Below are 11367 nucleotides of genomic sequence, written 5' to 3'. Positions count from 1 at the left end.
TCTTCTGTTCAAGCAGGAGGTCGCGTCCCGTCGAACCGACCCCCTCTGTCGCCTTCGGCGACATCTCCCCCTCGAGGGGGGAGATCAGCCGCTACACCGCAATTCTCGGCCGTCCCGAGGCCACCGCCACCACATGCGCCTCGATGAACATGCGCTGGGCTTCGACCGTGGAAACCTTGAACTCGGTCGCGACGTCGATCTCGGCGTTGTCGGTGCCGGCATCCCGGGCGCGCTCGGCGACGATCGCCCGCACATCGGCCTCGGCGGCGGCGATCGCCGTCGCCTCGTCGAGGAAATCGCGCACTGTTTCTCCCGAGGCAAGGCGGAACAGCCCTTCCTTGGGCTGGCTGACCCGCGCTTCGGCCGAGACCCTGACCTGGCCGACGACGGCGCCGAGAGCATTGGCGACATCGGTATCTTCCGGCACCACGCAGTCGTTGCCGACCAGGGGCGCCAGGCCGGCATAGTGCAGCGGCGCCGAGGCGCCGAGGCCGATGACCGGACGGTCGAGTGCGACGCTCAGCCGGGCGATGCCGGGGTGGGCGTCGACGGCGCGCTGCACCAGCGCATGCGCCACGGTCGCGGCGCCATCGAGCCCGTCCTCGGCGAAGGCGGTTTCGAGGATGTATTCGGCCGACCAGCGCGTCAGCGTCACCAGCACACGCTCCGAGATCACTTCCGGCGACGCCGCGATCGGCTGGCCACGGCCGTCGCGCTTGCGGGCGAACAGTTCGGCGCCGAGGCGGGCGGTGGCGGCGTCCCAGTTGGCCTGTTTGCCCAGCACGTGTGCTGCGTCCGACGGGGTGAAGCCGCAGATGTGCACCAGCCCGCGCGAGACCAGCCGGTTCAAGGTGGCGTTCTGGGCATTCGACGTCAGCAGCCTGTCGAGGGCAAGCGGGGTCGCGCCGATCGCCTCGTAGAGCCGCGCTTCGGGAGCGGTAAGACCCGCCGCGAGCCTGTCCGGCACGCCGGTGCGCACCGCGAAGCGGCCATCCATGCGGCCGGGGTTGGGTGCGCGCAGCTGGCGTTCGAGTTCCGATCTGACGGCGTCGCCATGCGCCATGCCGGCCAGCGCCAGCGGCACCAGGCGGCGCGGCCCGAGCAGGATCTTCGGGTTGAGCGAACCGTCTTCCAGCGCCACTTCGGAATCGCCGCCAAGGCCGAAGGTGCGCATGGCGACCGCCTCGACCATGGTGCGGAAGCCGCCGACGGTGGCGCCTTCGGGGTCAAGCCGCGGACGGCCCTTGTCGAGCACTGCGACGTCGGTGGTGGTGCCGCCAATGTCGGAGACCACGGCATTGTCGAGCCCGGTCATGTGGCGGGCGCCGACCAGGCTGGCGGCCGGGCCGGAGAGGATCGTCTCGATCGGCCGCTGGCGGGCGAACGCCGCCGAGACCAGCGCGCCGTCGCCGCGCACCACCATCAAGGGGGCGGCGATGTCGCGGGCTTCCAAAAACCCTTCGGTCGCCGCCACCAGCCGGTCGATCATCGAGATCAGCCTGGCGTTGAGCAGCGTCGTCAGCGCCCGGCGCGGGCCACCGAGCTTGGCCGACAGTTCGTGGCTCGCGGTGACCGGCAGGCCGGTTCTGTCACGGATCAGCTCGCGGGTGGCGATCTCATGCGCCGGGTTGCGAGTGGCGAAATAGGCGCAAACGGCAAAGCCGGACACCGAGGCGCCGAGCTCCGGCAGGGCCTCTTCCAAACCGGACAGGTCGAGTTTGGCGGCATTGCCGTGGACATCGTGGCCGCCTGGGCAAAACACCACCGGATCGGTGCCGAGCGCCGTCTTCAACCCGTCGCGGGCAAGGTCGGCTTCGGAAAAGCCGATCATGATCAGCGCGACGCGGCCGCCCTGCCCCTCGACCAGCGCATTGGTGGCAAGCGTCGTCGACATCGAGACCAGTTTGATCGCCGCCGGGTCGGTACCGGCTTTTTCGAGCACAGCGTCGACCGCGCCGGAAATGCCGACGGCGAGATCATGCCTGGTGGTCAGCGCCTTGGCCTTGGCCAGCACCTTGCCCTTGTTCGGCCCCTGCTGGGGACCTTCGGTCTCGGACCACAGCACGGCATCGGTATAGGTGCCGCCGGTGTCGATGCCGAGGAACAGTGGTTTTGGCTTGGTCTTGGCGGTCATTACTGATGGCGGTCCGATTTATCTGCCCCAGCCCATTAGCCGATACGGAGCGGGCGATAAAGCCGCGAGCGCTGGGCCAAGGGAGGAGTTCGATCTCCCCCCTCGTGGGGGAGATGGCCGGCAGGCCAGAGGGGGGCGCTGTCCCGCCAGCCTTACAGTGACTACGGCTCCGCCAGCCGATTCGCTGAAGGCGCGTTTCCTAGCCCGGCCGCAATCACAATATGCTGGCAGACATTGTCGATGTCGCGGATGATGTCATCGTTCCAGAAGCGGAGGACGGTCCAGCCGTCTTGCTCCAGGCGCAACGTCCTTGCCTCGTCGCCGTCTACGGCGTCGGCTTCCGCATGCTGGAGGCCGTCGACCTCGACGACAAGTTTCTTCTCCCGGCAAGCAAAGTCGACAATGTACCCGGCGACCGGAAATTGCCGGCGGAAACCAAGCCCCATCAACCGGTGCGCGCGAAGCTCGTTCCAGAGCTTCAACTCGGCTCATGTCATGACCTTGCGCATCGATCTGGCGTTTGCGCGATGTCTCGGAGGCAATGGCGTATGAGGCATTGTCACCGTCCGCTGGGTATTGAAGGTAGCGCCCTACGGCGCCCCCCTCTGTCCTGCCGGACATCTCCCCCACGAGGGGGGAGATTGGCTACTCACCTACCCCACAAACCCCACCCGCTTATGCGACCCGTCGCAAAACGGCTTGTTGGCCGAGTGGCCGCAGCGGCAGAGGAAGGTGCGTTGCGTGCGGTCGATCGTGTGGCCGGTGCCGGTGACGATCTCGACATTGCCCTCGAGCTTGAGCGGGCCGTTGGTGGTCGGCGTCACTTTCAGCGGGCCATTGCGCGCTTCAAGCGCCGGCGCGTCCTTCAACGCCGGCTCACCGGTGGCGGCGAAACCCGATTTGGTATGACTGCCGTCGCAGAACGGCTTGTTTTCCGACGCGCCGCAGCGGCACAGCGTGGCGCGATAGAAGGTTTCGCCGTCGAGCACGATTTCGGCGTGCACGGCGAGCGGGCCGTTTTCGCGCAGCCGCACGGTGTTGACCACTGGCGGCTGTTCCTGCGGCCCGCCATCCTTCCTGACATAGGTGATGGCGCCGGACGGGCAGCTTTCGGCGATGGCGACGATTTTTTCGACGCTGGCCGCATCCGGGTGGATCCATTGCCCCGGCGCATTGGGCACGAAGACATGCGGGTCGCCGAGCACGCAATTGCGCGAATGGATGCAGCGCTTGCCGGCAAAGCCGACGTCGATCTTCTCGCCTTCGACCGTGCCTGCCATTGCCGTGCTCCTGTGCCTGGAGCACGCCGCGTCTCAAAGGGAGCACTACGGCGTGCTCTGGGTGATCGTCTCGGTGCAGGCTATGGCTCGAACAGGAAGACCGTCAAGCTGGCAAACCGGTCAGGGGACGAGATTGATCTCCTCGGTCTCGCCGCCGCTGCAGGTGTAGCAGCAATCCTCGCATTTTTCCTTGTTGCCGGGGCCGACGCCCCAATAGGTGCCCTCGTCGCCATCGACCCAGGCGCCGTAGCAGATCGATTCGCCCTCGTTGCAGGAAATCGGCAACGACTTGGTCTCGCCATCGTCGAGGTAGAAATCCTTGCCGTTGCCCGGCCAGACATAGTCGCGGTCCTGGCTGTAGAGCTCGAGGCGCATGGCGTTGGGATGGCTGTTCTTGACGGTGAAGGTGACGTCGCCGGCATGGGCGGCTGGTGCAAACAGGACGGCAAGCGAAAACGCGGCGGAAAGCCGGCGCGCTGGTATGAAAGACATGGAAACCCCCGATGAAGAATCGGCCCCCACGGCCGATGGAGGGGATCATACCCAAACATGTGCGGACGCTAAAGGGATGATGGCGACAATCCCTAACATAATCGCAGGAGCTAAACGACGAACCGGCGTCATCGCAGGCTTCGCCTATCGCTGCCAGAAAGGCAGCTTGGCGATCTCTTCCTCCACCTGCCGTTCGGTCAAACCGATGTCGTCGATCAGATGCGGATTGACTTCCGAGATCCGCTTGAGGTCCCAGCGAAAGCGTGTCTGTTGACGCCAGGTCGCGATGGTGTTTCGCAGGGTGGCAAGGCTGTAGCGCCGGCGCGATGTCTGCCCCACACACATTCCCCGCCGCAGTGCCTGATGCGGGGCTGATGCAAAAATATTGGTCATGACAACCTCCATGTGGTTTGGCGCCCATAGGGTTTGAGGATGGGCAGCCTGTGATCTGAACGAGGTTGAATTCTGCAGGATATGGAGGGCGCCGTAATTAAGCCCTGCCAAATAGTTCCCAAAAGTTCCAAATAGGCCCTAACGCTTTGTTTTGGCGTCATTCCCTGGGGAAGGCGCCGCGTGCTTTTCCCGGCAAACCGCCTCACACTTTTCGCGGAATTGCTCTATAGATGCGCCCATGCAGGGATCGCGCTTTGCCTTTGGTCCGTTCGTGCTTGATCCGGGTGCGGGAACGCTGCTTCGGAACGACGATCCCGTTGCCGTCGGCTATCGCGGGCTGAAGCTGCTTGCCGCACTCGTCGGACGGCCCGGCGAAATCCTGGAGAAAGCCGAGCTGATGGACGCGGCTTGGCCGGGGACGGCGGTCGAGGAAGGCAACCTCACTGTCCAGATCGCGCAGTTGCGCAAGCTGCTTGGTCCGCCCGCCGAAGGCGGCGAATGGATATCGACGGTTCCGCGCGTCGGCTACCGCTTCACGGGCGCCATCGAACAGCTCGATCGTGCGAAGCGCAAACCCTTGCCGCTGCCGGACAAACCATCCATAGCGGTGCTGCCTTTCGTCAACCTCAGCAACGACCCCGAGCAGGAGGCCTTCGCCGACGGGTTGACCGAAGATTTGATCACCGACCTGTCGAGGGCCCCAGGCCTGTTCGTCATCGCCCGCAACTCGACCTTTGCCTACAAGGGCAAGGCGATGGACGTGCGCGCGATCGCCGAAGAGCTTGGCGTGCGCTATCTGCTGGAGGGCAGCGCCAGACGGGCCGCCGGACGCGTGCGCATCAACGCGCAACTGGTCGACGCAAAGAGCGGCGAGCATCTTTGGGCCGAACGCTTCGATCGCGGCCTGGACGATATCTTCGCCGTCCAGGACGAGGCCACGGCCAAGATCGTCGAGGCGCTGCTCGGCCGGCTGCGCACGCCGCCGCCACGCAACCGGCCGACCAATCTCGAGGCCTACGATCTGTGCGTGCGGGCGCGCAAACTGATCGACGATTCGCCGCAGACGGCACGGGAAGCGCATCTGCTGCTGACGCGCGCGGTGTCCCTCGACCCGGACTACGCCGAGGCTTATCGCTGGCTTGCCATGAACCATTGGATGGGATGGGTGCATTGGGGCGAACCGGTCGAACCCAACCGTCGCATCGCACTGGAACTGGCGCGCAAGGCCGTGGCGATCGATCCCAACGATGCCGGCTGCCGCTGGGTGCTCGGCAATCTGCTTGCCTATGAGCGCAGCTTCGAAGAGTCGGATGCCGAATTCGCCAAAGCGTTCGAACTCGACCCGAACGAGGCCGACGCCTGGGCGACATTGTCCGACATCGCGGTGCTGGCCGGACGGGTCGAGGAAGGGCTCGAGCACATCCGCAAGGCGTTCCGGCTGAACCCCTATCCGGCAAGCTGGTACTATCTGACGCTCGGCGAGGCGCAGTATGCGGCGCGCGATTACGAAGCCGCCGTCGAGACCCTGCGCCGGGAGGAGACCTACCGGACGAGCTCACGCCGTTTCCTGGCGGCAAGCCTGGCGCAACTCGGCCGGCTCGAAGAGGCGCGCGCCGAGGTCGAACTGTTCCTCGTCGGCAACCCGCATTTCACGACCGGCTACTGGGTCTGGACGGAGCCGTTCCGCGACACCGCGATGCGTGATCATTTCGTCGATGGTTTTCGCAAAGCGGGTCTTCCGGACTGACGTGGCCTCCTGCGCGGAAGCACGCCAATCACGGCACCAGATCGATCGTTTCGGTCGTGTGTTCCACGCAGATGAAGCAACAGTTGTCGCAAGGCTGGTCGTTATCAGGCCCGACACCGGCGGAGATCCGGTCATTGCCGTCGACCCAGGCGCCGTAGCAGATGCGCTCTCCGGAATTGCAGGAGAGCGGCACCGATTTCTGGGAATTCGGGTCGATCATGAACACCTTGCCGTTACCCGGCCAGACCGTCTCGCGGTCGCGGCTGAACAGCTCGACCGCAACCCCTTCCTTGCGCAGGTTCTTGACGAAGAAGGCCATATCGGCAGCCTCGGCCGAATTGGTGCAGACCAGCGCCGCGAGCACGGCCATACGAAACAGCGTCACGGTCTGATCTCCCGAATCAACGCCGCAGAATCGCATGGCCGCCCATGCCTGTCGCTCGCTTTTGGAACTATTTCCCGGAAGGACCTTCCGCCGTGATCTCCCGCCCCAGCCGCACCGTTTCGCCGACCAAAAGGTCGAGATCTTCGCGCCTTGTGCGATGGTTGGTGATCGCCACGCGCAGCCAGTGCTCGCCATGCACGGTGGTGTCGGAGAGGGCGGCGATGCCCTGTTCCTGCAGCCGCAGCATGATCTCTGTGTTGAGTGCCTTCAGCGCCTCGCCGGTGACGCCAGGCTGATAGCGGAAGCAGACTATGTTGATGGTCGGCGACATGGCTAGCTCCAGCAGTGGCTCTGCCTCGATCAAACCGGCCAGATAAGAGGCCTGCGCGATGTTCTGGTCGATCAGGCGGCCGAATTTGTCGACGCCATGTTCCTTCAGCGCCATCCAGACTTTCAGCGCGCGAAAGCCGCGCGAGGTCTGCAGGCCGTAATCGTGCAGCCATTCGCCGGACGCAAGGCCGCGCGGCGTCGATTCCAGATATTCCGGCGTCACCGCGAAGGTCCGGCGATGCGCGATGGCGTCCCTGACCAGGGCGCAGCCGACCTCGAACGGCGCGTGCAGCCATTTGTGCGGATCGAGCGCGACCGAATCCGCCCATTCGATGCCGGCAACGCGGTGCGCATTGTCAGGCGCGATCGCAATCAGCGCGCCGATGCAGCCATCGACATGGAACCACATGTCCTCTTCATGCGCGAGTTTGGCCAGTGCCCGCAGATCGTCGATCGCGCCGGTGTTGACCGTGCCGGCATTGCCGATGACGCAGGCCGGTTTGAAACCGGCTTCGCGGTCTTCTGATATCGCCGCCCGCAAGGCCGGTATGTCGATGCGCAACCCAGCATCCGTCGGAATGCGGCGCAGCGCCCGGTTGCCGAGGCCGAGCGCTTCCATGGCCTTGCGGTGGCAGGAATGGATCTGGTCCGAGCCATAGAAACGCAGCGGCTTTTCGATGGCCGCGACGCCGTGCTCGCGCACGTCGATACCGGCCTTGGTGTTGCGCGCCACGGTCAGCCCGATGATGTTGGCCATCGAGCCGCCGCTGACCAGCGTGCCGGAGGCGGAAGCGGGAAAGCCCAGCATCTCTTTGCACCAGTTGACCACCTGGCTGTCCATCAGCCCGGCGGCGTGGTTGCCGCCGCCGAGATTGGAGCCCTGGATTGCCGCTAGGAAGTCGCCGAGCGCGCCGGTGAAGTTGCTCGACCCCATATACCAGGCCCAGAAGCGCGGATGGATGTTGCCCATCGGATAGGACATCACCGTGCGCGAGACCTCGCTGTAGACAGCGGCCAGCGGCGCCGGCGATCGCGGCAACGGTGCCGCGAAGGTCTCTCTCACATCCGCCGGCATCTCCCGCCAGGCCGGGCGGTCCCTGACATCGCTGAGATAGTCGACGGCATCGTCGATGACCTGGTGCGACAGGGCCTGCACTGCGGCCCAGTCTGCGGGGTCGAGTGTTTCCTCAGCGACCATGCCGAGGCTTTCCGGCGCGATATCCATGACGACCTCCCGTCAAGCCGCGGCGAATTGGCAGCCGGGCGTCGAGCGCGACAGCGCCATCTCCTCGGCATCCATCTCGGCCTCGATGCCGTCGAACAGCGGCGTCGACATGTAGCGCTCGCCGGTGTCGGGCAGCATGCACAGGATCACCGATCCGGCCGGCGCCTTCTCGGCGACCTGCCGCGCCACGGCGAAGGTGGCGCCGCCGGAAATGCCGGTGAAGATGCCTTCCTTCTGCGCCAGGGCCTTGGCCCATTTGATGCCTTCGGGCCCGGCAATCGGCATCACCTCGTCATAGAGGCTGGCGTCGATCGCCTCCTGCAGGACATTGGGGATGAAGTCCGGCGTCCAGCCCTGGACAGGATGCGGCTCGAAGGCCGGATGGCTGGCGGCAGGGGCGCCATGGGCACCGCGCTGCTGCGCCTTGCCGCTGCCGACCAGCTGCGCATTGGCCGGTTCGGAGAGGACGATGCGGGTGTCCGGCCGTTCGCGGCGCAGCACGCGCGCCACGCCGACGACGGTGCCGCCGGTGCCGTAGCCGGTGACGAAGCAGTCGAGCCGCGAGCCGGCGAAATCATTGACGATCTCGCGCGCCGTGGTCGCCTCGTGGATGGCGGCGTTGGCGGCGGTTTCGAACTGGCGGGCGAGGAACCAGCCATTCGCCTCGGCCAGCTCAACCGCCTTCTTGTACATGCCAAACCCCTTTTCGGCGCGCGGCGTCAGCACCACCTTGGCGCCCAGCATGCGCATCAGCTTGCGGCGCTCGACCGAAAAGCTGTCGGCCATGGTGACGACCAGCGGATAACCCTTTTGCGCGCAGACCATGGCGAGCCCGATGCCGGTGTTGCCGCTGGTCGCCTCGACCACCGTCTGGCCAGGCTTCAACGCGCCGCTGCGCTCGCCCTCCTCGATGATGTTGAGCGCCAGCCGGTCCTTCACCGAGGCGGCGGGATTGAAGAACTCGGCTTTGACGTAGATCGTCGCATGGGCCGGCCCGAGATTGTTGATACGGATCACCGGCGTGTCGCCGACCGTATCCAGAATGCTGTCGAACAGGCGGCCGCGCCCGGCCGTGGTTCTGATTTTCCATTGCTGCAACATGGAAGAACTCCTTGTCTGTGCTCGTTGTCATCACAGGCCGGTTACAAACCGGCGGGTTGGGCGGCGAGGTTTCGAGACCTTGCCACGCTAGGACTGACGTGCCGGCGATGCGGCAACAGCCGCATGCGGCGCGAAATTCGCCGCCGGATGCGCCGTGTCGTGTCTGGTGATACAGCAAGGGCCGACGGGCCAGCGTGGGAGCAGGCGTGGGAACGGACGTGGAATCCGCACCATCGAGACTGGCCGGCGATACGCCGATCCTGTCCGTGCGGCTGCTCGGACCACTGGAAATCCTGCGTGATGGCGCGCCGGTGGCGCTGCCGGCCTCACGCAAGCTGCGCGCGCTGTTGGCTTATCTGGCGCTGGCGCCGCACGCCGTGGGGCGCGGCCGCCTGTGCGAGCTGTTGTGGGACGTGCCCAACGATCCCCGCGGCGAACTGCGCTGGTGCCTGAGCAAGCTGCGCGCCGCCCTCGACACGCCGGACCGGCGCCGGGTCACCACCCAGGGCGATACGGTCGCGCTCGATCTCGAGGGCTGCCTTGTCGACGCGCTGGAGGTTGGCCACGCCGCCGCGCAAGGAATCGCCACGCTGGATGCGGAGCGGCTGCGCGCGCTGGCAGAACTCTTCGCCGGCGATCTGCTCGACGGGCTGGTGCTCGAGCGAAGCCCGCTCTTCGACAGCTGGCTGGTCGCCCAGCGCCGGCGTTTTCACGCATTCCACGCCGCCATACTGGAACAGCTTGCCGCAATCCATCCGGCGGGCTCGCCCGAAATGTCCACGCATCTCGACAAATGGGTCGAGCTGGCGCCCTTCGACACGCGCGCGCATCTGGCTTTGCTGTCCAATCTGGCCGAGCGCGGCGCCATCGGCGCGGCCGAGGAGCATCTGGCTTCGGCGGAACGGCTGTTTCGGTCGGAGGACCTGGATTTCGCCCCGCTTCGCGCGGCCTGGCAGGCAATCCGCGACCAACAGTCCGGCGCCTCGCCCAAGGCGCTGCCGGCCTGCCTGTCCACGCGACCGCCATTGGCAACCACATCGGATGATGTCGCCACGGTCGAGCCAAGCCAGGCGTCGCTGGCGGTGATGCCGTTTATCGAGGAAAGCGGCGGGCGCGGCGGTCTGGCCGACGGCCTCACCCATGACATCATCACCCGCCTCGCCAAGCTTCGGGATTTCTTCGTCATCGCCCGCGGATCAGTGTTTGCGCTTGCCGAGAAAACCATCGCGCCAGAAGAGGCCGGCAGAAAGCTTGGCGTCGACTATGTCGCCACGGGCACCGTGCGCAGCCTGACCGGCCGTCTCATCGTCAGCGTCGAACTGGTCGAGGTGAGCACCGCCAGGATCGTCTGGGCCGAAACCTTCGAGCGCAGGCCCGACGACCTTTTCGCCGTGCTCGACGATATCGGCGACAGCATCGTGTCGTCGATCTCGGCCGAGATCGAAACCGTCGAGCGCAACCGCGCCATGCTGAAGGCGCCCAATTCGCTCAATGCCTGGGAGGCCTACCATCGCGGCCTCTGGCACATGTACCGTTTCACCCAGGCCGAGAACGAGCAGGCGCGGCATTTCTTCGACAAGGCGTTGCTGCTCGACCCGACCTTTGCCCGCGCCTATGCCGGCCTGTCCTTCACCCACTGGCAGAACGCCTTCCAGCGCTGGGGCGACCGCGACCGCGAAAGCGCTCTGGCCTATGAGAGCGCCGGCCACAGCCTGCTGGTCGACGACCACAATCCGGCCGCGCACTGGGCAATGGGCCGGGCGCTGTGGCTGCGTGGCGAGCAGGATGGGTCGCTGTCCGAACTGGGACGGGCGGTGGATCTCAGCCCGAATTTCGCGCTGGGCCATTACGCACTGTCCTTCGTCCACTCGCAGTCGGGCGACCCGCAAGCGGCGATAAGCTCGTCGGACCATTCGCGGCATCTCAGCCCCTTCGACCCGCTGCTGTTCGGCATGATGGGCGCACGCGCGATGTCGCATGTCCGGCTCGGCCAGTTCGAGGAGGCGGCCGAATGGGCGCTGAAGGCGGCGGCGCGGCCCAATGCGCATACCATCATCCTGGCGATCGCCGCGCACTGCCTGGCGCTGGCCGGCCGGCTCGACGAGGCGCGCGGCTTTGCCGCCGCCATCCGCAGGACACTGCCTGACTACCGCGCCGACGATTTCATCGGCACCTTCCGCTTCGATCCCGATGCCGAGGCGCTGTTCCGGCAAGGCGCGAGGCGCATCGGGCTCAGCTGATTTCGCACCTGAAGTCCCCCGTTAACGAAGTCGGAAGGAG

10 protein-coding genes are annotated in these 11367 nt (G+C 65.9%); 2 read left to right on the top strand and 8 right to left on the bottom strand.

Annotated features, from left to right (window positions below; translation table 11 throughout):
- Window positions 1–91: 91 nt before the first annotated feature.
- The 5 genes from CKW40_RS27200 to CKW40_RS27180 form a co-directional block, all read right to left on the bottom strand.
- Window positions 92–2134: a hydantoinase/oxoprolinase family protein gene (locus CKW40_RS27200; RefSeq protein ID WP_095202914.1), complete on the bottom strand. Its 2043-nt coding sequence runs from the start codon at window positions 2132–2134 to the stop codon at window positions 92–94.
- A 161-nt stretch (window positions 2135–2295) separates the two neighbouring features.
- A complete protein-coding gene (locus CKW40_RS27195; RefSeq protein WP_280175399.1) occupies window positions 2296–2616 on the bottom strand; it encodes an endonuclease domain-containing protein in 321 nt (106 codons plus the stop codon).
- A gap of 171 nt (window positions 2617–2787) precedes the next feature.
- On the bottom strand, window positions 2788–3414 hold the full coding sequence (locus CKW40_RS27190; RefSeq protein ID WP_095202913.1) for a CDGSH iron-sulfur domain-containing protein: 627 nt from the start codon (window positions 3412–3414) through the stop codon (window positions 2788–2790).
- A 120-nt stretch (window positions 3415–3534) separates the two neighbouring features.
- Window positions 3535–3906 carry a hypothetical protein gene (locus CKW40_RS27185; RefSeq protein ID WP_095202912.1) on the bottom strand — a complete coding sequence of 124 codons (372 nt, stop codon included), beginning with the start codon at window positions 3904–3906 and terminating at the stop codon, window positions 3535–3537.
- Window positions 3907–4050: 144 nt separating this feature from the next.
- Window positions 4051–4299, bottom strand: coding sequence for a DUF1127 domain-containing protein (locus CKW40_RS27180; RefSeq protein WP_179298127.1), 249 nt, complete (start codon window positions 4297–4299; stop codon window positions 4051–4053).
- 238 nt (window positions 4300–4537) lie between these two features.
- Here CKW40_RS27180 and CKW40_RS27175 point away from each other — a divergent pair, with 238 nt between their 5' ends.
- Window positions 4538–6046, top strand: coding sequence for a winged helix-turn-helix domain-containing tetratricopeptide repeat protein (locus tag CKW40_RS27175; protein WP_095202910.1), 1509 nt, complete (start codon window positions 4538–4540; stop codon window positions 6044–6046).
- A gap of 28 nt (window positions 6047–6074) precedes the next feature.
- On the opposite strand, the gene CKW40_RS27170 is transcribed toward CKW40_RS27175, so the two are convergent.
- The 3 genes from CKW40_RS27170 to CKW40_RS27160 all read right to left on the bottom strand — a co-directional run bounded on the left by CKW40_RS27170 (window position 6075) and on the right by CKW40_RS27160 (window position 9087).
- Entirely contained in the window at window positions 6075–6431 is a 357-nt protein-coding gene (locus tag CKW40_RS27170; RefSeq protein ID WP_095202909.1) for a hypothetical protein, read from the bottom strand.
- 67 nt (window positions 6432–6498) lie between these two features.
- Window positions 6499–7986, bottom strand: coding sequence for a pyridoxal phosphate-dependent decarboxylase family protein (locus tag CKW40_RS27165; RefSeq protein WP_095202908.1), 1488 nt, complete (start codon window positions 7984–7986; stop codon window positions 6499–6501).
- A gap of 12 nt (window positions 7987–7998) precedes the next feature.
- The gene (locus tag CKW40_RS27160) at window positions 7999–9087 is read right to left on the bottom strand and encodes a PLP-dependent cysteine synthase family protein (protein WP_095202907.1); all 1089 of its coding nucleotides are present in this window, start codon (window positions 9085–9087) and stop codon (window positions 7999–8001) included.
- Between the two features lie 218 nt (window positions 9088–9305).
- Here CKW40_RS27160 and CKW40_RS27155 point away from each other — a divergent pair, with 218 nt between their 5' ends.
- A complete protein-coding gene (locus tag CKW40_RS27155; RefSeq protein ID WP_179298126.1) occupies window positions 9306–11327 on the top strand; it encodes a transcriptional regulator in 2022 nt (673 codons plus the stop codon).
- Window positions 11328–11367 lie beyond the last annotated feature (40 nt).

Origin of the sequence: Mesorhizobium carmichaelinearum, assembly GCF_900199455.1 — a bacterium.
Classification (GTDB): Bacteria; Pseudomonadota; Alphaproteobacteria; order Rhizobiales; family Rhizobiaceae; genus Mesorhizobium; species Mesorhizobium carmichaelinearum.
Note: the sequence above shows the minus strand (reverse complement) of the source record. Positions and strands in the feature narration are given on the sequence as shown.

What these genes read in the sequence shown, in the direction of transcription:
- CKW40_RS27190 (WP_095202913.1), bottom strand. Translation starts at nt 3,414, where the DNA reads ATGGCAGGCACGGTCGAAGGCGAGAAGATCGACGTCGGCTTTGCCGGC.
- CKW40_RS27160 (WP_095202907.1), bottom strand. Translation starts at nt 9,087, where the DNA reads ATGTTGCAGCAATGGAAAATCAGAACCACGGCCGGGCGCGGCCGCCTG.
- CKW40_RS27165 (WP_095202908.1), bottom strand. Translation starts at nt 7,986, where the DNA reads ATGGATATCGCGCCGGAAAGCCTCGGCATGGTCGCTGAGGAAACACTC.
- CKW40_RS27180 (WP_179298127.1), bottom strand. Translation starts at nt 4,299, where the DNA reads ATGACCAATATTTTTGCATCAGCCCCGCATCAGGCACTGCGGCGGGGA.
- CKW40_RS27185 (WP_095202912.1), bottom strand. Translation starts at nt 3,906, where the DNA reads ATGTCTTTCATACCAGCGCGCCGGCTTTCCGCCGCGTTTTCGCTTGCC.
- CKW40_RS27200 (WP_095202914.1), bottom strand. Translation starts at nt 2,134, where the DNA reads ATGACCGCCAAGACCAAGCCAAAACCACTGTTCCTCGGCATCGACACC.
- CKW40_RS27175 (WP_095202910.1), top strand. Translation starts at nt 4,538, where the DNA reads ATGCAGGGATCGCGCTTTGCCTTTGGTCCGTTCGTGCTTGATCCGGGT.